General features: G+C 66.3%; 19 protein-coding genes, 1 tRNA gene and 1 pseudogene. 18 read left to right on the top strand and 3 right to left on the bottom strand.

Annotated features, from left to right (window positions below):
* Positions 1-5: 5 nt before the first annotated feature.
* Positions 6-275, top strand: coding sequence for an HPr family phosphocarrier protein (locus SA87_RS10605; protein ID WP_066202849.1), 270 nt, complete (start codon positions 6-8; stop codon positions 273-275).
* Between the two features lie 235 nt (positions 276-510).
* Positions 511-1,779: a LysM peptidoglycan-binding domain-containing protein gene (locus SA87_RS10600; protein WP_066202843.1), complete on the top strand. Its 1,269-nt coding sequence runs from the start codon at positions 511-513 to the stop codon at positions 1,777-1,779.
* A gap of 59 nt (positions 1,780-1,838) precedes the next feature.
* Here the strand turns inward: SA87_RS10600 and clpP are convergent, their stop codons facing one another.
* Entirely contained in the window at positions 1,839-2,444 is a 606-nt protein-coding gene (gene clpP / locus SA87_RS10595) for an ATP-dependent Clp endopeptidase proteolytic subunit ClpP (protein WP_066202839.1), read from the bottom strand.
* A 198-nt stretch (positions 2,445-2,642) separates the two neighbouring features.
* Here clpP and SA87_RS10590 point away from each other — a divergent pair, with 198 nt between their 5' ends.
* Positions 2,643-2,930, top strand: a complete 288-nt coding sequence (locus SA87_RS10590; RefSeq protein WP_066202836.1) for a hypothetical protein — start codon at positions 2,643-2,645, stop codon at positions 2,928-2,930.
* A 78-nt stretch (positions 2,931-3,008) separates the two neighbouring features.
* Here the strand turns inward: SA87_RS10590 and SA87_RS10585 are convergent.
* Positions 3,009-3,084: transfer RNA gene (locus SA87_RS10585), tRNA-Arg, on the bottom strand.
* Between the two features lie 240 nt (positions 3,085-3,324).
* Here SA87_RS10585 and SA87_RS10580 point away from each other — a divergent pair.
* From SA87_RS10580 to eno, 6 genes are all read left to right on the top strand, one after another.
* Positions 3,325-4,374 carry a sugar-binding transcriptional regulator gene (locus tag SA87_RS10580; RefSeq protein ID WP_066202833.1) on the top strand — a complete coding sequence of 350 codons (1,050 nt, stop codon included), beginning with the start codon at positions 3,325-3,327 and terminating at the stop codon, positions 4,372-4,374.
* 64 nt (positions 4,375-4,438) lie between these two features.
* The gene (gene gap / locus SA87_RS10575) at positions 4,439-5,446 is read left to right on the top strand and encodes a type I glyceraldehyde-3-phosphate dehydrogenase (RefSeq protein ID WP_066202830.1); all 1,008 of its coding nucleotides are present in this window, start codon (positions 4,439-4,441) and stop codon (positions 5,444-5,446) included.
* A 197-nt stretch (positions 5,447-5,643) separates the two neighbouring features.
* Positions 5,644-6,828: a phosphoglycerate kinase gene (locus tag SA87_RS10570; protein ID WP_066202824.1), complete on the top strand. Its 1,185-nt coding sequence runs from the start codon at positions 5,644-5,646 to the stop codon at positions 6,826-6,828.
* Positions 6,829-6,964: 136 nt separating this feature from the next.
* The gene (gene tpiA, locus SA87_RS10565; RefSeq protein ID WP_066202820.1) at positions 6,965-7,828 is read left to right on the top strand and encodes a triose-phosphate isomerase; all 864 of its coding nucleotides are present in this window, start codon (positions 6,965-6,967) and stop codon (positions 7,826-7,828) included.
* A 110-nt stretch (positions 7,829-7,938) separates the two neighbouring features.
* Positions 7,939-9,504 carry a 2,3-bisphosphoglycerate-independent phosphoglycerate mutase gene (gpmI, locus tag SA87_RS10560; RefSeq protein WP_245637719.1) on the top strand — a complete coding sequence of 522 codons (1,566 nt, stop codon included), beginning with the start codon at positions 7,939-7,941 and terminating at the stop codon, positions 9,502-9,504.
* Between the two features lie 216 nt (positions 9,505-9,720).
* Positions 9,721-11,025 carry a phosphopyruvate hydratase gene (gene eno, locus SA87_RS10555; protein ID WP_066202814.1) on the top strand — a complete coding sequence of 435 codons (1,305 nt, stop codon included), beginning with the start codon at positions 9,721-9,723 and terminating at the stop codon, positions 11,023-11,025.
* Positions 11,026-11,127: 102 nt separating this feature from the next.
* On the opposite strand, the gene SA87_RS10550 is transcribed toward eno, so the two are convergent.
* Positions 11,128-11,892: a DeoR/GlpR family DNA-binding transcription regulator gene (locus SA87_RS10550; RefSeq protein WP_066203012.1), complete on the bottom strand. Its 765-nt coding sequence runs from the start codon at positions 11,890-11,892 to the stop codon at positions 11,128-11,130.
* A gap of 223 nt (positions 11,893-12,115) precedes the next feature.
* On the opposite strand from SA87_RS10550, the gene SA87_RS10545 reads away from it, so the two are divergent.
* The 9 genes and pseudogenes from SA87_RS10545 (at position 12,116) to SA87_RS10510 (ending at position 20,210) form a co-directional block, all read left to right on the top strand.
* Positions 12,116-13,210, top strand: a complete 1,095-nt coding sequence (locus SA87_RS10545; protein ID WP_245637718.1) for a sugar ABC transporter substrate-binding protein — start codon at positions 12,116-12,118, stop codon at positions 13,208-13,210.
* An 11-nt stretch (positions 13,211-13,221) separates the two neighbouring features.
* Positions 13,222-13,734 (top strand): annotated as a pseudogene (locus SA87_RS14520) (ATP-binding cassette domain-containing protein); the annotation flags it as partial.
* A 144-nt stretch (positions 13,735-13,878) separates the two neighbouring features.
* Positions 13,879-14,736: an ATP-binding cassette domain-containing protein gene (locus SA87_RS14515; RefSeq protein ID WP_409359820.1), complete on the top strand. Its 858-nt coding sequence runs from the start codon at positions 13,879-13,881 to the stop codon at positions 14,734-14,736.
* A complete protein-coding gene (locus tag SA87_RS10535; protein ID WP_066202805.1) occupies positions 14,737-15,711 on the top strand; it encodes an ABC transporter permease in 975 nt (324 codons plus the stop codon).
* Positions 15,712-15,748: 37 nt separating this feature from the next.
* Positions 15,749-16,963: an S-methyl-5-thioribose kinase gene (gene mtnK, locus SA87_RS10530; protein WP_066203009.1), complete on the top strand. Its 1,215-nt coding sequence runs from the start codon at positions 15,749-15,751 to the stop codon at positions 16,961-16,963.
* Positions 16,964-16,992: 29 nt separating this feature from the next.
* Entirely contained in the window at positions 16,993-18,042 is a 1,050-nt protein-coding gene (gene mtnA / locus SA87_RS10525; protein ID WP_066202803.1) for an S-methyl-5-thioribose-1-phosphate isomerase, read from the top strand.
* 67 nt (positions 18,043-18,109) lie between these two features.
* Positions 18,110-18,832, top strand: a complete 723-nt coding sequence (locus SA87_RS10520; protein ID WP_169816963.1) for a class II aldolase/adducin family protein — start codon at positions 18,110-18,112, stop codon at positions 18,830-18,832.
* A gap of 229 nt (positions 18,833-19,061) precedes the next feature.
* Complete coding sequence (secG, locus tag SA87_RS10515) at positions 19,062-19,295, top strand: preprotein translocase subunit SecG (protein WP_156423533.1); 234 nt, start codon at positions 19,062-19,064, stop codon at positions 19,293-19,295.
* 99 nt (positions 19,296-19,394) lie between these two features.
* Positions 19,395-20,210 carry an alpha/beta hydrolase gene (locus tag SA87_RS10510; RefSeq protein WP_082910541.1) on the top strand — a complete coding sequence of 272 codons (816 nt, stop codon included), beginning with the start codon at positions 19,395-19,397 and terminating at the stop codon, positions 20,208-20,210.
* Positions 20,211-20,321: the final 111 nt, after the last annotated feature.

The raw sequence follows: 20,321 nt of genomic DNA, 5'->3' as shown, positions 1-20,321 counted from the left end.
GGGCGGTGCTGGAAAGACGGGTGCGCGTCAATCTGAGAACCGGCCTGCAGGCGCGGCCGGCGGCGATGTTCGTCCAGGAAGCGAACCGCTTTCAGGCGGAGATCTGGCTGGAAAAAGGCGACAAGCGCGTGAGCGCCAAAAGCATCATGGGCGTCATGAGCCTCGCCATCGCGCCGGGGACGGAGATCGTCCTGAAGGCCGAAGGCCCGGACGCCGACGAGGCGCTCAAGCGGCTTTCCGCCTTCGTCGCCGAAGAAAATTTCACCTTTGCCTGAGCGTGGTTTTGGCGGTTCAGGAAACGGAGGCCATCGGCAGCCCGCTCCGGCGACTTCGTCGGGGGGTCCGCACCGGCAGGCGGACGCCCGACGGCCGGCGGGGCTCCGCCCGGGCGAAGACCGGGCGGTTTTATTTTATGGGTTGGCGCCCAGGAGGGAGGGCGTGCGCCCGGGAACGCCGCACCGCTCCGCCGCATAGGAAAGAGCGAACGTCTCGGCAAAGGGGCGAAAGCGCGTGCAGATCGTCGTCGTTCGTCGGGGAGATTCCCTTCCTGCGTTCGCCCGCCTCTACGGCACGACCGTGCCGGCGCTCATGGCGCAAAACGGTCTGGAGGCGCCGGCATGCCTCGCTGTCGGGCAGGCCCTCCTCGTGCCCGGGCCGGCGACGATCATCGTCCGGCCCGGCGACACCCTCGCGGCGATCGCCGAACGGACCGGCATACCGCCGGACGCATGGGTGGCGAAAAACCGGCTCGCCCACACGGCGGCGCTCGTCCCCGGGATGCGCCTTGGGGTGCCGGAGGTTCCCCCGCCGGTCATCGAGGCCCATGCCTACCTCGAGCCGCGAGGCGATCGGCCGGAGCGGGACCGGGCCGTCGTTCAGGAGGCGGCGCCGACGCTGACGGCGGTGAACGTATTTTACGCCCAGATGACCGCGGCCGGCGGCCTCGTCCTCCCGGCCGACAAAGCGGTTCGGGACGCCCTGGAGGGGACGCCGGCGGCGCCCGTCCTCGTCGTCGCGCCGATCGAAGGCGGTGCCTTCCGACCGGAGATCGTCCGGGCGTTCTGGCGGGACCCGGCGTGGCAGGAGGCGCTGGCCCGGCAGCTCGTCGCCGTCGCCCGGGAGCGGGGCTACCGCGGCGTGCAGTTCGATTTCGAAGGCCTCGCGCCGGACGATCTCCGGCGGCTCGCCGCCTGGCTCAAAGGGGCAGTGCTTCGCCTCGGCCGGGCGGGGCTCGTCGTCTCCGTCGCTCTCCCGCCGCCGGAGCCCGGCGCTCCGGCGGAGGCCTACCGGGCGATCGGCGCCCTCGTCCACACCGTCACCCTGAAAACGGACGCCTGGGCTCACGCCGACGGACCGCCCCAGCCGATCGCTCCGCTTCCGGAATTGGAAGCGGCCGTCGCGGAAGCCGTGCGGGTGCTGCCGCGGAAAAAGCTCCTTCTCGGCGCGCCGCTTTTCGGGTACGACTGGGCGCTTCCGGCCGTTCAGGGGCGGACCCGCGCCCGGGCCCTCGGCCTCGGCGATGCCTTACGCCTCGCCTGCACCGCCGGCGCCGAGGTGGCGTACGACGAGCGGGCGGAGGCGCCGGTCTTTCGCTACCGCGACCCGGCCGGCCGCGCGCACCTCGTCTGGTTCGAAGACGTCCGCTCGCTTTCCGCCAAGTTCCGCCTCGTCCGGCGCTACCGGCTTCGGGGCCTCTCCTTCTGGGCGCTCGGCCGGCCGGCCCCGGCGGCGTGGGCGCTCCTCCGGGATGCCTTTTCCGTTCGGGCGTGGCCCAAATAAAAGCGGGCGCGCTGCGAATAAAAAAACGCCGCTCCGGGCGGCGCGCGCCTCGGGCAGCGTCAGCGTTCCGAAAGGGTGAGGTCCTTCCGGGAGGCGATGACGTGATCGATGATGCCGTAGGCCCGGGCCTCCTCGGCGGTCATGAAGAAATCCCGATCGGTGTCTCGCTCGATCCGCTCGAGGGGCTGGCCGGTCCGCCCGGCGAGGATGCGGTTTAATTTGTCGCGAAGCTTCAAGATCCGGCGGGCGCCGATGGCGATGTCCGCCGCCGGTCCCCGGACGCCGCCCAGCGGCTGATGAATCATGATTTCGGCGTTCGGCAGGGCGTAGCGCTTTCCCGGCGTCCCGGCGGCGAGCAAAAACGCCCCCATCGACGCCGCCAGCCCGAGGGCGATCGTCACCACGTCGGGCTTGATGAACTGCATCGTGTCGTAGATCGCCAGCCCCGCGGAGATCGATCCGCCGGGGCTGTTGATGTACAGGGCGATGTCCTTATTCGGGTCTTCCGCCGCAAGAAAGAGGAGCTGGGCCACGACGAGGTTCGCCACCTCGTCGTCGATCGGCGTGCCGAGGAAGATGATCCGATCCCGGAGCAGCCGGGAGTACAGATCGTAGGCCCGCTCCCCGCGGCTCGTCTGTTCGATCACCGTCGGAACGTAGACCATGATCGACCTCCGCCCGCCGCCGTCAAAGGGTGTCGAGGCGGGAAAAGGAATGTCGAATGATCAGAAGTTTTGGAATGAAGCAGGATTTCCCTTTCCCGGCGTCGAACCGAATCGACGGAACTGTTTCTGCGGAAACTCAAACGCCTTCGTGGTGAGCGGATCAAGCCGGCCAACCAACGCCAAAGAGGTGAGCGCGAGATGCTGGATTTCAAAACCCGCCGCACCTTCGCCCGTCCCGACGTGGCGCTCCTCGATCGCCTGATCGCCTCCGGTGTCCGCGTCACGGTCCACTACGACAGCATCGACGGCCGGCCGGCCGCCGCCACCGGACGGCTCGTCGAACGCATCGAAAAGGCGGCGGTCGTCGTGCACCAGGTCGGGACCCTCGGCGCCGATCGGCTGATCGTCGTTCACCTCGACCGACTGCGGGCCGTGGAGACGGCGCCCCCGTCAACGCTTTGGTTTGCCGGGACGGACGGGGAATGAACACAAAAGCCGTCCGGCTTCGCCGGCTTCATCGCTCGGCGCCTCGACCGCACGGCATCGTCTCAGAGCATAAAAAAATGGCGCACCCGGAGGGACTCGAACCCCCGCACTTGGCTCCGGAGGCCAACGCTCTATCCAGCTGAGCTACGGGTGCATCCACGTGACAGGATACATTATATCCGCCGGCCGCGGAGAAGGCAAGATGTTAATATTGCATGACCGCGGCCGATGTTTCTTTTTGACAGCGGGCCCTGGCCGGCCTATCATGAACATTGAACCTCGACGAAGTTGAACCTCGACCCATCGTGGGGAAAAGGGGATGTGTGGCCGCCTAGGGACGTTATAAGTCTCTAGGGACAAAAAAAGTCCCGAAAGGCGCGAAAGGAGGGCTTCGGTGTCCAGCGATCTCGAGGCGGCGCTCGGCCTGTTTGAACGGCTGCTTCCGGAACTCCGTCCATCCCTCGCCCGGCGGCTTTCGGCGCTCGAGGCGATCGCCCTCTTCGGCCCCGTCGGGCGCCGGGCGCTGGCCGAGCGGCTGGGGCTTACGGAACGGGTCCTCCGGGCGGAGATCGAGGCGCTGGAGCGCCAGGGGCTCGTCGTCGTCGGTGGCCGGGGCGTCGTCGCCAGCCCGGATGGGCTAACCCTCCTCGAGGCGTTCGAACCGCTCGTCGATGCGTTCAGCGCCCTCCGCACCCTCGCCCGGACGGTGGAGCGCCTCCTCGGTCTGAAGCGGGTCGTCGTCGTCCCCGGCGACGTCGCCCGGCAGCCGGACGACCTCGCCGCGGTCGCCCGGGCGGCGGCCATCGCCCTGGAGCGGGCGATGAAGGAGGCGCGGGTCATCGCCGTCGCCGGCGGGACGACGATGGCCGCCGTCGCCGAGGTCTTTCGGCCGCGGCGCAAACATCCGGAGGTGACCTTTGTCCCGGCCCGGGGCGGCCTCGGCGAACACATCGACATCCAGGCCGACACCATCGCCGCCCGGCTGGCGGATCGCGCCGGCGGTCGCTTCGTCCGCCTCGGCGTGCCGGATCAGCTGTCGCCGGAGACGATCCGGGCGATGCTGGAGGAGGCGGACGTCCGCCGTCGGCTCGACGAGGTCCGCCGGGCGGAAGTCGTCTTCCACGGCATCGGCGACGCCAAGACGATGAGCCTCAGGCGGCGGGCGGATGCGGCGATCCGGGCGGAACTCGAGCGGCGCGGCGCCGTGAGCGAGGCGTTTGGCGCATACTACGACGGAGACGGGCGCCTCGTCGCTCAGATGCCGACGATCGGCCTTTCCATCGAAGAGCTTCGCGCCAAGCGGTGCATCGCCGTCGCCGCCGGCCGTCCCAAGGCGGCGGCGATCATTTCCCTGGCCAAGACCGGCCTGTTTCAGGAGCTGATCACCGACCAGGGGGCGGCGGAGGCCATCCGGAATGGGCTGGCCCCGCCGCCGGCCGACTGACCGCCGGCCGTCCGATTGACAGACGGCGGTTTTTCGAAAATAATACGCAAAGGAGGAGCCTTCCATGGTCCGCGTGGCCATCAACGGCTTCGGCCGGATCGGCCGCCTCGTCTTTCGCGCCGCCCTCCGACATTCGACGTACGAGATCGTCGCCGTCAACGACCTCGCCGACGCCGAGATGCTCGCCCACCTCCTCCGGTACGATTCGGTCCACGGCCGCTTTCCGGAGTCGGTCGAGGTGACGGCGGACGGCTTTCGCGCCGGCGGCCGGAACGTTCGGGTGACGTCGGAGCGGGATCCGGCGAACCTCCCGTGGCGTGACCTCGGCGTCGACATCGTCGTCGAGTCGACGGGGCGGTTTACGAACGCCGAAGACGCGCGAAAACACCTTCAGGCCGGGGCGAAGAAGGTCATCATCTCGGCGCCGGCGAAAGGGGAAGACGTCACCGTCGTTCTCGGCGTGAACGAGTCGGCCTACGATCCGGCCCGGCACCACATCCTCTCGAACGCCTCCTGCACGACGAATGCCCTGGCGCCGGTGGCCAAGGTGCTCCACGAGGCGTTCACCATCCGCCGGGGCCTCATGACGACGGTCCACTCCGTGACGAACGACCAGCAGATCCTCGATCTCGCCCACAAAGACTTTCGCCGGGCGCGGGCGGCGGGGCTTTCGATCATCCCGACGACGACGGGGGCGGCCCGGGCCGTCGGCAAGGTGCTTCCGGAGCTCGCCGGTAAGCTAAACGGCATGGCCTTCCGGGTACCGACGCCGAACGTCTCGGTCGTCGACCTCGTCGCCGAGGTGGAACAGGACGTCACCGTCGAGGCGGTCAACGCCGCTTTGGCGGCGGCGGCCGAAGGACCGATGAAGGGCATCCTCGCGGTCTCCCATGAACCGCTCGTGTCCCGGGACTTCAACGGCGATCCCCATTCGTCGATCGTCGATGCGCCGTCGACGATGGTCCTGGACGGCCGGATGGTCAAGGTGATCGCGTGGTACGACAACGAGTGGGGCTACGCCAACCGGGTCGCCGATCTCGTCGACATCGTCGTCCGCCGGGGCCTCGCCTGACGGCGGCCCGGCCCCTTCGGACGACCGTCCGGATCTCGCCTCACCGTCCGTCAGTCCCCGCCCGCCGGCCGCTCCGACTCCGCCCGCCGGCCGCCTGACGCGGGCGGCCGGTGAAGTCGACCGGGCGGCCCCTTTCCGGTCCCCCTTTTACGGTCTCCCGCCCCGCCCGGCGCATCCTTGGGGAAGGAGGAATCGCGATGCTTGCCACCCTTCAGGATGTCGACGTTGCCGGGCGCACCGTCTTTGTCCGGGTCGATTTTAACGTGCCCCTCGACGGGGGCCGCATCGCCGATGAGACCCGCATCCGGGCGCACCTGCCGACGATCGAGGCGCTTTCGGACCGTCGGGCGAAGATCGTCCTCGCGAGCCACCTCGGCCGGCCGAAGGGCGCGCCGGATCCGGCCCTTACCCTCGAGCCGGTGGCCGAACGGCTAAAAGCGCTCCTCGGTCGGACGGTCCGGTTCATCCCGGCGGTCGCCGGCCCGGAAGTCGACGCGGCGGTGCGAACCCTCCGGGAAGGGGAAATCCTGCTTCTGGAAAACGTCCGCTTTCACCCCGGCGAGACGAAAAACGATCCCGAGCTTTCGGCGGCCTGGGCGGCGTGGACGGACGTCTACGTCGGCGACGCCTTCGGTTCCGCCCACCGGGCGCATGCCTCCACCGTCGGCATCGCCGAGCGGGCACCCCAGGCCGTCGCCGGGCTGCTCATGGAGCGGGAGATCCGGATGCTCACCCGGGTGCTGGAGGCGCCGGAGCGGCCGTTCGTGGCCATCGTCGGCGGGGCGAAGATCAAGGACAAGATCGGCGTTTTGAAAAACCTCCTGGCCAAGGCCGACGCGGTCCTCGTCGGCGGCGGCATGGCGAACACGCTCCTCTTCGCCGAAGGGGCGTCCCTCGGCGCCTCCCTCGTCGAGCCGGAGGCGGTCGACGTCGCCCGGGCGCTCCTCGACGAAGCCCGCGCGCTCGGGAAGCCGCTCATGCTGCCGGCAGACGTCGTCGTTGCCGACCGGTTTTCAGCCGACGCCCGAACGGACGTCGCCGACGCCCGGGCGGTTCCGGACGGCTGGCAGGCCCTCGACATCGGCCCCCGGACCCGGGAGCGGTTCCGGGAGGTCATCCTCGGCGCGAAGACGGTCGTCTGGAACGGACCGATGGGCGTCTTTGAGCTCCCGCCGTTTGCCGAAGGGACCCGGGCGATCGCGGAGGCGGTGGCCGCGTCGGGCGCCATGTCGGTCGTCGGCGGCGGCGATTCCGTCGCCGCCTTGAACGAAACCGGCCTCAAGGATCGGATCACCCACGTGTCGACCGGCGGCGGCGCGACGCTCGAGTTTCTGGAAGGAAAAACGCTCCCGGGCGTCGCGGTGCTCATGCGCCGGCCGTGACGGCGCCGGTCCCCAAACGACGTCCGCCGGAGTCCGACCTTGCCCATTCTTTCGGCGACGGAAGCATCCGCCGGGCCGACCGGTCCGGTCCATCCGGTCCGGCCGGCTCGGCCCGAACCGAGAAAGGGACGACGTCATGCGAACACCGCTCATAGCCGCCAACTGGAAGATGCACAAGACGTGGCCGGAAGCGGCGACCGACTTCACCGCCCTCGAGGGAGGGCTGGCCGCCCGGAAGGCGGTCCATGCGGCGCTTCCGGACGTCGTCGTCTGCCCGCCGTATCCGATGCTGGCGCTTTACCCGCTCCTTTTCCCCGGGGGCGCTTCTTTTGCCCTCGGCGCCCAGAACGTCCACCACGAAGCCTCCGGCGCCTACACCGGCGAAGTGAGCGCGCCGATGCTCACCGTCCTCGGCGTCGCCTACGTCATCGTCGGCCACTCCGAACGGCGGCGGGATTTCGGCGAAGACGCCGTCGTCGGGGCCAAGGTTGCCCGGGCGCTCGAGCACGATCTTACGCCGATCGTCTGCGTCGGCGAGACGCTGGACGCCCGCCGGGCCGGGGAGACGGAGGCGGCGGTGGGGGCGCAGCTTGCCGCGGCGCTCGCCGCCGTGCCGCCGGAAGCGGCCGCCGCCGGCCGCCTCGTCATCGCCTACGAGCCGGTCTGGGCGATCGGGACCGGAGAGGCGGCGACACCGGAGGCGGCGCAGGCGGTCGCCCGGTTCATCCGGGCCGAAGTGGCGGAACGCTTCGGCGCACAGGCGGCGGAGGCGACGCGAATCCTCTACGGCGGGAGCGTCACGGCAGACAACCTCGGCGGTTTTCTCGCCGAACCCGACATCGACGGCGCCCTCGTCGGCGGGGCGAGCCTCGACGTCCGGCATTTTCTCCGGCTCGTCGACCTCGCCGCCGGCCGTCCGGCGGACCGGCCCGCGCATGACGGCGGACGAACGGCGGCTGCCGGCGAACGGCCCGGCGCGGCCGGTGAACGCTCGGGCTGAGAGGCGCCCGGCTTTGCGGTGCCGCTTTGCCGGCGCCGGCCGGATTCGAACGGGGCCGACCGGACGTTGACCGATGTTGCGCCATGCTGCGGGCGGAAGGAGGGATTTCTGTGGCCGAACACCGGCGCCCGAAGCCGCTCGCCCTGATCATCCTGGACGGGTTTGCCCTTCGGGAAGAACGCCACGGCAACGCCGTCGCCCAGGCCCGGAAGCCGAATTTCGACCGGTACTGGGCGACGTATCCGCACACGACGCTTCAGGCCTCCGGGGAGGCGGTCGGCCTTCCGCCGGGGCAGATGGGAAACTCCGAGGTCGGCCATCTCAACATCGGTGCCGGCCGGATCGTCTACCAGGACCTGACGCGGATCGACCGGGCGATCGAGGGCGGCTCCTTTTTCGACAACCCGGCGCTTCTCGCCGCGGTTCGGCATGTTCAGGCCGCCCCGGAACGGACGCTCCATATCGCCGGGCTCGTCTCCGACGGCGGCGTCCATTCGCATCTCCGGCATCTCCTCGCGCTGCTCGAGCTCGCCCGGCGGCACGGCCTGAGGCGGGTGGCGGTTCACGCCTTCCTCGACGGCCGCGACACGCCGCCGGCGAGCGCCATCGGCTATCTGGAGGCGGTGGGCGCCGCGATGCGCCGCCTCGGCGTCGGGCGCATCGCTACCGTCGCGGGGCGCTACTACGCCATGGACCGGGATCGGCGGTGGGAGCGGACGGAAAAGGCCTACCGGGCGATGGTCGACGGCATCGGCGAGACGGCGGACGATCCGATCGAGGCCGTCCGCCGCTCGTACGAGCGGGGCGTGACCGATGAGTTCGTCGTCCCGACGGTGATCGTCGAGGCGGGCCGGCCCGTCGCGCCCATCCGGGACGACGATGCGGTCGTCGTGTTCAACTTCCGGCCGGACCGGGTGATCCAGCTTTCGCAGGCGCTCGGGAACGCCGATTTTGCCGGTTTTGACCGGGGGCCGTCGCGGCCTGCGGCGCTCCTTTTGGTCACGATGACCCGGTATTCCGAGGACGTCGCCGCGGAAGTCGCCTTTCCCCCGGAGATGCCGGCCGACACCTTCGGCGAAGTCATCAGCCGGGCGGGGCTTTCGCAGCTTCGCATCGCCGAGACGGAAAAATACCCGCATGTGACGTACTTTTTCAGCGGCGGCCGGGAGGAACCGTTCCCCGGCGAGCGGCGGGTGCTCATCCCCTCGCCGAAGGTGCCGACGTACGACTTGAAGCCCGAGATGAGCGCCTACGAGGTGACCGACGCCCTCCTCGCCGAGCTCCGGACCGACCCGCCCGACGTGATCGTGCTCAACTTCGCCAACCCGGACATGGTCGGTCACTCGGGGAAGCTCGAACCGACGATTCGGGCGGTGGAGGCGGTCGACGACAACCTGGGCCGCGTCGTCGAGGCGGTCCTCGCCCTGGGCGGGGTGGCCGTCATCACCGCCGACCACGGGAACGCCGACGAGGTGCTCGACGCCGAAGGGCGGCCGGTGACGCAGCATACGACCAACCCGGTGCCGTTCATCGTCACCCGCTTCGACGTCCGCCTCCGGGACGGCGGCATCCTCGCCGACATCGCGCCGACGATGCTGGAGCTCCTCGGCCTTCCGCAGCCGGCGGCGATGACCGGCCGTTCGCTCCTCCGGGCTCCGGTCGAAGCGGCGCCGTAAGCGGCCCCGTGAGCGAAAGGCGGCGCCGAAAGCCCCTCCGGTTGGGAAAGACGGTGGCGGGAGCAAAGCCGAACGGAGAGAAAGCGTCGATTCGGGCACAGCCCAGCGGGCGGGCGGCCGCTTGCGACCTGTGTCTTTCTCGCCGGCCGAGATCCAAGGGGGCCCGGACGCCTTGCGGACGGCACGGCGCCTCGTCCGTGCAGAAAGGAGACGTCCATGAGCACACCGCAGACGATCATCGAAGAGGTTTACGCCCGGGAGGTGCTCGACTCCCGCGGCAACCCGACGGTCGAAGTCGAAGTGCATTTGAGCGGCGGCGCCGTCGGCCGGGCGATCGTCCCGTCCGGCGCGTCGACCGGGAAGCACGAGGCGATCGAGCTCCGGGACGGCGGCGCCCGCTACCTCGGCAAAGGGGTCGAGGTGGCCGTGGATAACGTCGAAAGCGAGATCGCTGAGGAGATCGTCGGCCTGGACGCCCGGGCGCAGGCAGAAGTCGACGCGGCCCTCATCGCCGCCGACGGCACCCCGAACAAAAGCCGCCTCGGCGCCAACGCCATCCTCGGCGTGTCGATGGCGGTCGCCCATGCGGCGGCGAACGCCCTCGGCCTTCCGCTTTACGCCTACCTCGGCGGTCCCTTGGCCCGGCTTTTGCCGGTTCCGATGATGAACATCCTGAACGGCGGGAAGCACGCCGACAACCCGATCGACTTTCAGGAGTTCATGATCGTCCCGGCCGGGGCGCCGTCGTTTCGGGAGGCGCTCCGGATGGGAACGGAGGTCTTTCACACCCTGAAAAAAGTCCTCGCCGAGCGGGGGCTTTCCACCGCCGTCGGCGACGAAGGCGGCTTTGCGCCTGAGCTTCGCTCGGCGGAAGCGGCCCTTGAGACGATCCTTTTGGCGATCGAGCGGGCGGGATACCGCCCCGGCGAGGACGTCGCCATCGCCCTCGACTGCGCCGCGACGGAGCTTTACGACGGGTCCCGCTACGTCTTTCGCGGCGAGGGGACGACCCGGTCGAGCGAGGAGCTCGTCCAGTATCTGGAGAAGCTTGTCCGGGATTATCCGATCGTCTCGATCGAAGACGGCCTCGCCGAAGACGACTGGGACGGCTGGCGGATGCTCACCGATCGGCTCGGCCGCCGGGTGCAGCTCGTCGGCGACGATCTGTTCGTGACCAACGTCGAGCGGCTCAAAACCGGCATCCGGACCGGTGCCGCCAACGCCATCCTGGTGAAGGTCAACCAGATCGGCACCCTCACCGAGACGTTTGACGCGATCGACACGGCCCGGCGGGCCGCCTACCGGACGATCATCTCCCACCGCTCCGGCGAGACGGAAGACGTCACCATCGCCGATCTCGCCGTGGCGACGAACGCCGGTCAGATCAAGACCGGCGCCCCGTCCCGGACCGACCGGGTGGCGAAGTACAACCAGCTCCTCCGCATCGAAGAAGCCCTCGGCGACGCCGCCCGTTTTGCCGGCTGGAGCGCCTTCGGGCGGGAGGGGGAAGGGCACCCGTAAAGCCTCTTGAGAAGCCTTAAAGTCGCAAAAAAAGCACGGGAACGAGGCGTTCCCGTGCTTTTTTGGTGCGCCCGGCATGGGCGATGTCGGGCCGATGGTCTTTTAGGGGTGGCGGACGGCGATGCCGAGAAGGTCCAGGGCGTCCCGAAACTCCTTTGCCGGCGGACGATCGGTGATGAGGAGCTGGATGCGCTCGAGGGGATCGATCAGGTAAAACGCCGTTTTGCCGAATTTGGTGTGATCGGCGACGAGGATTTTCTGTTCGGCCTGCCTGAGCATCATTTTGCGAATTTCGCCTTCGTATTCATTGGAATCCATCAGGCCCTTCTCCGGATGCACGGCGGTCGGCGAGATGAACGCTTTATCGGCGAAATACGTTTTTAAGCTTTCCGTCGCCGCGTAACCGACGTGAGACAGCGAGGGCGATCGGAGCGTGCCGCCGGTGCTCACCACCTTGATCGGTTCCAGGTCGGCGAGCTCGATTTCCACCTTCAGGGCATTCGTGATGACGGTTACTTTTTTCCGCATTCGCTTAATCAGCCGGGCGATGAAAAGCGATGACGAGCTCGCATCGAGCATGATCGTATCGCCGGGCTGGATGAGTTCCGCGCTCAGCACGGCCATTTGCTTTTTTTCTTCGACGTAAGAGATTTCTCGGAGAGAGAGGGGATACTCCTTGGTCACATATTCGGACAAATATGCCCCGCCGTGGGTTCGGACCAGCAGACCTTCTTTTTCCAGCCTTTCCAGATCTCGGCGGATCGTCTCTTCGCTGACCCCGAAGCGTTTGCTGAGGTCAGAGACGACGACATTGCCCTGAAGCAGGAGAAGCTCCATGATCTTTTTTCTCCGTTCGGCGCCAAGCACGGCCTTCACTCCCAAGCAGCATGGTCGAAGTCAGCCTCATTTTAATCGTTGACAACGCCATCGCAAGCAAGCGGTCGCAAAGCCGCATAAAAGCAAAGGAAAACAGAACAAAAACCAAGACATTTCGGTTGGAAGTCTTGACTTTACTTCCGTTGTTCATTTATTATCAATATTGATGACCGAATCGATTTGGAGGGGGAGCGGGATGCGGAGATCCGGATGGATGCTACTTACGCTGCTCGTGCTGCTGGTGACGGCGGCGTGCGGTGCGAAGGAGACGGCCAATCCGGCGCCGCCGAAAGCGGCCGAAGGGGCCAAGCTCGAAGGGGTTCCCGAAGGGGTTCAGGGGAACATTCGCGTCGCCGTCATTCGGAATTTGCCGTCGGACGATCACACGAAGCAATTCCTCGATGGCGCGCGGAGCGAAGGCGAGGCGTTCGGCTTTAAGGTGGACACGTTTATCGCTGAAAACGATGACGCCAAGTTTCAAGATCTCGTCGCACAGGCGATTCAAAAAGATTACGCCGGTCTGATCATCTCGCACGGGAAAAAAGATTATTCGTACGATATGATCAAACCGGCTCTGGACAAAGGGATGAAAGTCGTCACGTTCGATACGATCATTGACAAAAACGGCGAGACGCTGCCGGGGGTCACGACGACGTTTCAGAACGACCATATGCTGGCGGCCCTGTCCCTGGAAGCGCTCATCGACGCCTTTCCGGACCGCAAACCGGCGCGCGTGATCAAGCTCTGGTTCGGCGGCGTCCCGCCGCTCGATCGCCGGGAGGAGATCTACAAAAAGTACGAAGAAGACGGGAAGATCCAGACCGTGGAGACGATCGGGCCGACCAACTTCCAGGATGTTCAGGGCGACATCGCGAACAAGGTCGGCGCCGTGCTCGCGAAATACCCGCCGGGATCGGTCGATGCCATCTGGGCGTCCTGGGATGAGATGGCCAAGGGGGCGTACAAGGCGCTGCAAGAAGCAGGGCGCAAGGACATCAAGCTGATCTCGATCGACATCTCCAACCAGGACATCAACCTGATGCGGGAGCCGGGGAGCCCGTGGGTCGCCACGGCGGCGGTCGACCCGAAGGTGATCGGGATCATGGATATGCGGCTTTTGGCCAAAAAACTGGCAGGCGAACCGACGCCGGACACCTATGAACTGGAGCCGAAGCTGATCCGAAAGGAGCAGCTCAAACCCGACACCAATATGACCAACCTCAAGGACGTCGTGCCCGGCTGGGGTCAGGCGGACGACTTTAACGAAGCGTGGATGGAGACGCTCCGCGAACATTTCGGGAAGCGTTAAGGTGACGGTCGATGGCGCATGTGCTTTCGGTGCACGATCTCTCTCTTTCCTTTCCGGGCGTGCAGGCCCTCCGCGGGGTGGACGCCGAGTTTCGCACCGGCGAGGTGCACGCCGTCGTCGGAGCGAACGGGGCCGGGAAGTCGACGCTGATGAAGGTGCTCTCCGGCCTCTACACCCACTACACCGGGGAAATCCGCCTCGACGGCCGTCCGGTGCGAATCCACAACCCGGCGGAAGCCCGGGCGCTCGGCATCGACATCGTCTACCAAGAGGTCGATGCCGCCCTCGTTCCGTCGGTGTCGGTGGCGGAAAACATCGCCCTCGACTGGCTCACCCACGGCGCCGGAAGCCGGAGGGCGTGGGTTCGCTGGCGGGACGTCTACGCGCTCGGGAAGGAGGCGCTGGCGACGCTGGGCATCGAACTCGACGTTCGGCGCCCGGTCGCCTCGCTCAGCCTGGCGGAAAAGCAGCTTGTCCTCATCGCCCGTTCGATCGTCGAGCGGAGGCGCTTTCTCATTCTGGACGAGCCGACGGCGGCCCTGAGCGCCCAGGAAAGCGAGGAACTGTTCCGCGTCATCCGGGACCTCGTCCGCCGGGATCAGATCGGCGTCCTGTTCATTTCCCACCGCATTCCCGAGCTTTATGCGATTGGCGATCGGATCACGATCATGCGCGACGGCCAGGTCGTCCATCGCGGACGGCTGAACGAGATTCAACCGGAAGCGATCGTCCGGGCGATGCTCGGAAGAACGCTTTCGGCCTCCTCTCCGGCGCGAAAGAAGCCCGGTTCTGACGAACGTCCCATCCTGGCCGTACAAGGGCTGGCCGATCGGGAGGGCCGCATCGACGGCGTCTCTTTCCACGTTCGCCCGGGGGAAGTGGTCGGCATCGCTGGCCTGGTCGGCGCCGGGAAAACCGAACTCTGCCAGGCGCTGATCGGCGCCCGCCCGATCCGCCGCGGAACGATCGTCCTGCGCGATCGCGCGGTGCGCTTGAGAAACCCCGGGGAAGCGGTTCGACACGGGATCGTCCTCGTCCCCGAGGAAAGGCGGAAGGAAGGGCTGTGGCTCGATGCGTCGGTCGCCTGGAACTTGACGATCGCCGCGCTCGATCGCATGAGTCCCTGGGGGATCCTCCGCTCCGGAGCGATCGAGCACGAAAGCGACGCGATGATCCGAACGCTGGGGATTAAAACGCCTCATCCCCACCAGGCGGTCGCCTACCTTTCGGGCGGGAACCAGCAGAAGGTGGTGATCGGTCGGTGGCTCCTCCGGCAGGCCGACGTCTACCTCTTCGATGAGCCGACGAAGGGGATCGACGTCGGCGCCAAAGCCGAAATCCTCGACCTCATCCGTCGGCTGGCCGAAGCGGGGAAAGCGGTCCTCTACGCGACGAGCGAATTTGCCGAGCTCCTTCAGGTGGCCGACCGCATTTACGTCATGTACGCCGGAAAAATCGTTCGGGAGCTGGCGGACGAAGCGGCGACCGAGTCGAAACTGCTGTACTACGCGTCGGGAGGCATGTAGGTGAAACGCGGGACCGGTTTTTCGTGGGGCGCCTTCTTCGGCCGGTGGGGCGTCCTGATCGCGATCGGGCTCATCACCGTCGTCTTTGCCGCTCTGCTTCCGACCTTTCTTTCGCCGTCCAACGTCGTTTCTATTTTACGGAGCATCTCCATCGTGACGGTGATTGCGATCGGGCTCACGATCGCCCTGGCGGTAAACGGCCTCGACCTGTCGATCGGGTCGACCGCGACGCTGGCGAGCGCTCTCGTCGTTTCGTTTTTCGTCTGGTACAGCCTGCCGTTTTCGATCTCGCTGGCGCTGGCGCTGATTCTGTCGCTCAGCGTCGCGCTGGTGAACATCCTCCTCATCGTCAAGTTCCGCATCCCGGATCTCGTGGCCACGCTGTCGACGATGTTTATCGTTGAAGGCATCGCCATGACGTACACCGGCGGCGGTTCCATCAGCGAAGGGATGCCGCGGCTCGACGGGACGCCGACGGACGGGACGATCCCGCCGCTTTTCAAGGCGCTCGGCCAGGTGCCGGCGATCATCGTCATCATGCTCGTCGCCGTCGCCCTCGTTCACATTTTCCTAAACCACACCCGCTACGGGCGCCTGATGTATGCGACCGGCGGCAATCTGGAGGCGGCTCGGCTGGCGGGCATCCCGGTCGACCGGTATCGGGCGCTCGCCTACGTTCTGTCCGCGCTGTTTGCCGCCGTCGGCGGGATCCTGATCGCCTCTCGGATCGGTTCCGCTCAGGTGAACGCCGGCGCCGGCTACCTCATGCCCGCCGTGGCTGCGGCCTTCATCGGGTTTTCGTTTGCCGGGCAGGGCAAGCCGAACGCCATCGGCACGTTTGCCGGGGCGGTTTTGATCGGCGTTCTGGAAAACGGGCTGGTGATGATGTCGGTTCCGTATTATTCCATGAACATCGTCAAAGGGACGATCCTGGCGCTGGCGCTTGCCTCGACCTACTGGCATAAGAAGCACTGAGGGAGGGGTCCCGTTGCGCTTTGATCGCTTTTTCGTCATGCAACCGGACGACGCCATCGCGTATGCCAAGGAGCGGGGCTTTTTCCCGGCCGATGCCGAACTCGAAAGCGAAGAAATCGGCGACGGAAACATCAATTACGTCTTTCGGGTGCGGGATCGGCGGTCGGGCCGGTCGCTCATCATCAAACAGGGAGGCGAGACGGCCCGCATCTCCGACGCGTTTCGCATCACTCCCGATCGCGTCCGGATCGAGTACGAGATGCTCAAACGTTATAACGAACTCGCCCCCGGCCTGGCCCCCGAAGTCTATGCGTACGACGAGGTGATGCGCGCCTTTGCCATGGAGGATCTGTCTCACCTTTCGATCATGCGGCGCGCGCTCATGGAGCACCGGAAGCTGCCCCACTTCGTCGAACACATCACCACGTTTCTGGTGCAGACGCTGTTTTATACGACGGACGTCGCCATGGACCCGAAGGTGAAAAAGGCGCTCGTTCGGCGATTCATCAATCCGGACCTGTGCGAGATCACCGAAGATCTCGTGTACACCGAGCCGTTTACGGACGCCAAGCGGCGAAACGATCCTTATCCGCCCAACCGGGAATGGATCGAACGGATGATATACGGCGACGGCGAGCTCCGCCGGGAAGTCGCCAAGCTGAAATGGCAGTTTATGTCCGAAGCGCAGGCGCTCATCCACGGCGACCTGCACACCGGATCGATCTTCGTCGACGAGCGGGAGACCAAGGTGATCGATCCGGAGTTCGCCTTTTTCGGACCGATCGGCTATGACGTCGGCAACGTCGTGGCCAATTTGATGTTCGCCTGGGCCAACGCCGGAGCGACGATGGAAGACGAAGCGGCGCGCCTCGATTACCTGCACTGGCTGGAGCAGGCGATCGCCGGCGTCGTCGACCGTTTCCGGGCCAAGTTTCTCGCCGCCTGGCATCAGGACGCCCGGGACCCGCTGGCCCGGGGCATTGGGGTTGCGGAGGATTACGTCGATCGCGTCATCGTCGACAGCGCCGGCGTGACCGGCCTGGAGCTCGCCCGCCGCATCATCGGCCTGGCTCACGTCAAAGACATCACGTCCATCTCGGACCCCGAGAAGCGCCTGAAGGCGGAGCGGACGCTCCTCAGGGCGGCAAAAGTCTTCATCCTCGACCGGTACCGCCACCTCGACGGGTCGGCCTTCGTGGCGACGCTCAAGACGGCGCATCGTGAAGAAGAGAAAGCGGAAAAAAGAATGTAAGCTTATATTTTCTGGGAGGAAAAGTCCGGATGCCCGCCCCTCAAGAATCCTATCTCCGCTGGGAGAACGACCGTCTCATCCTGCTGGATCAGACGCGGCTGCCGCAGGAGAAGCATTTCCTCGCCCTCGATTCGGTGGAAGGGGTCTTCGAAGCCATCCGGAAGCTCCGCGTGCGCGGTGCCCCGGCGATCGGGGTGGCGGCCGCTTACGGGCTGGTGATCGGCGTGCGGGAGGCGCCGGAGGCGTCGTTTGATGCATTTTACGATCATTTATTAAAACAAAAAAAGTTTCTTGCCGCTTCGCGTCCGACGGCGGTCAATTTGTTCTGGGCGCTCGACCGGCTGGAAAGAAAGGCGCTTTCGTTGCGGGAGCGACCCGTTCGAGAAATCAAGCAGGCGCTCCTCCAGGAAGCCCGGGCGATTCAGGACGAAGATCGGGCGATGACGGAAGCGATCGGGAGACACGGTCTTTCCCTGCTTCAGGACGGTATGGGGGTGCTCACGCACTGCAATACCGGCAAACTGGCAACGGCGGGCATCGGGACGGCCGTCGCACCGATTTACCTGGCCAAAGCGCAGGGGATGACGATCCGCGTGTTTGCCGATGAGACGCGGCCCCTTTTGCAAGGGGCTCGGCTGACCGCATGGGAGCTGATGGACGCCGGGATCGACGTGACGCTGATTACAGACAGCACGGCGGCCGTGGTGATGAGGCGGGGCTGGGTCGATCTCGTCATCGTCGGCGCCGACCGCATCGCAAGAAACGGTGACGTGGCCAACAAAATCGGCACGTACGGGCTGGCGCTCCTGGCCAAGGCCCACGGCATCCCGTTCTACGTGGCCGCGCCGAGTTCGACGATTGACCTCGAGACGGCGACGGGGGATGAGATCGTCATTGAAGAGCGGGATCCGGACGAAGTGCGGACGTGCTACGGTTGCCGGATCGCTCCGGAAGGCGCGAACGTTTATAACCCCGCTTTCGATGTGACGCCGCATGAGCTTGTGGCGGGCATCATCACCGAGAAAGGAGTGATTCGGCCGCCATATAGCGAAACCCTCCCGCATTTATTGGAGAGGTAACTTAGCCGGGGAATCACAAGAAAGCGAGGGTCTTCATTTGCACGGAACGGAAACGCCGGACGAACAGGTGCGTCAGGAGATTTGCCGGGTCGGAAAACTCCTTTTTGAACGCGGGTTTGTCGCCGGCACGGAGGGAAACATTTCGGTCCGATTGTCGGAACGGGAGGTGCTCGTTACCCCGACCCGCGTCAGCAAGGGCATGATGACGCCGGAAATGCTGGTCAAGGTCGACCTTTTCGGGCGCCCCGTGGAGGGCCATCGATCCCCAACCTCTGAGCTGAAGATGCATCTTCGCATTTACCGGGAACGCCCGGACGTCCGGGCGGTCGTTCATGCGCATCCGCCGTATGCCACCGCCCATGCCGTTGCCGGGATCCCGCTGGATCGGGCATTTTTACCCGAGTCGGTCATCTACGTCGGCGAGGTGCCGATCGCGCCTTACGGTCTCCCATCCACGGAAGAAGTGGCTGAAGCCATCGCCCCGTATCTTCGCCATCATCACGCGCTCCTCTTGGAAAACCACGGGGCGGTGGCTTGGGCCGAGGATCTGTGGTCAGCGTATTTTTTGCTGGAAAACGTCGAGCAGATGGCGAAGATCCACTTTCTGGCCCGCACCCTCGGGCGGATTCGGGGGCTTTCGCACGCGCGGGTTCAGGAACTCGAGTCCATCAAAGAGGCGATGGGCAGTTCGGTCCGTTCGCCGAGGGGATTTCCCTGTCCTTCTGGAGTGGATATTTGTGCGGAAGACTTCGAACAGGGATCGAAGCCAAGGTCGGAAAAAGGCCGGTGAGATGCCGGCCTTATTTTACTCCGGCGCCCGGGCCATCATCGAAGCCCAGGTGGCGCTGAGCGTCAAGATGGCGCACCCCGAAGGTCGTTCACGCAGGCGATGAAACCAACCGTCACCGGCGTCGACCGCCCCGATCCCCGCTTCTTGCGCGGCCTTTCAGGCTATGTTAGACTACAGGCGACAACGGCGCGCCCCAGGCGGCCGCCGGCTCCGTGGAGGGTCGATCATGCTGGCGACGATTTTGACCGTCCTTCTTCTCATCAATGCCCTCATGCTCATCGCCGTCATCGTGCTGCAGGCGGGAAAAAGCGCCGGGCTGAGCGGCGCCATCACCGGCGGCGCCGAGCAGCTTTTCGGCCGGCAGAAGGCCCGGGGGATCGACGGCCTGCTCCACAACCTCACCCGGATCCTCGCCGTGACCTTTATGCTGCTCGCGATGGCCGTCGCCTATCTCGGGAAGTGATCCGTCCCAACGTTCGGGCCGGCATCCTCGCCGGCCGCGCCGATCCGCCGCCTCGCCGGAAAGAGGTGGCGTTTTTCATCAGCCAACCCTAGCGGCGGCTTGGACATCAAGGAGGGGTCGGGCGTGAACGCCGTCGCCCGCTCGCCGTCGCCGTTCTTCTGGACGGGCGGTCCGATCGGCCTCCTCATCTTGCACGGATTTGCCGGGACGCCGTCGGAGATGCGGCCGATGGGGGCTTTCTTTCATCGGCTGGGGTATACGGTGCATGCGCCCCTGCTTCCGGGGCACGGCGAGACGCCGGAGGCCCTCCGCCGGACGCGCTGGACGGACTGGGTCGACGGCGCCCGGGCGGCCACCCTTCGGCTCGCCGAGGCGGCGCCGGGCGGCGTCGTCGTCGCCGGGCTGTCGATGGGCGGCGCGATCGCCCTCCTCCTGGCACGGGAGCTTGCCCCGCGGGCGGCCGTCGTCCTCGCGGCCCCGCTCCGCTTTCGCGATCGCCGGGCTTACCTCGCCCCGCTCGTCCACCGCTTTTCCCCGTATCGGCCGCGAGAAGGCAAAAAGCCGCCCCACATCGAGGCGCATCTCGTGCCGTATGATCGAATCCCGCTGCGGTCGGTGGCGGAGCTTTGGCGCCTTCTTCGGGTCGTCCGGCGGGAACTGCCCGACGTTCGCGTGCCGCTTTTCATCGCCCAGGGCCTCCGGGATGAGACGATCTTTCCGCACGATGCGGAGCGGATCTATCGCCGCGCCGGCACGCCGCCGGCCAAAAAGGCGCTCGTCTGGTATCCGGAGGCGTCCCATCTGATCGTCCTCGAACGGGAAAAGGAGGCCCTCTTTCGGGACATCGCGCGGTTTCTTCATACCCATGTCCCCGGCGCGCCGGCGCCGCCGGAATCGGGCGGGGCGCCGGTTTGATCAAAGGGACACCCGGGTTTTTCCCGGCCGCGGCCAGACATCCTGGGATCAACGCGGTGCCTTAAAAGTCGCCGGCCAAAGGGTTTGCCCCGCCGGCCGGCAGGGCCCGCC

The sequence above is a fragment of the Hydrogenibacillus schlegelii genome (assembly GCF_001653195.1).
In the GTDB taxonomy this organism is placed as follows: domain Bacteria; phylum Bacillota; class Bacilli; order Thermicanales; family DSM-22653; genus Hydrogenibacillus; species Hydrogenibacillus schlegelii.
The sequence above is the reverse complement of the archived record's forward strand: the minus strand, read 5'-3'. Positions and strand labels throughout refer to the sequence as shown.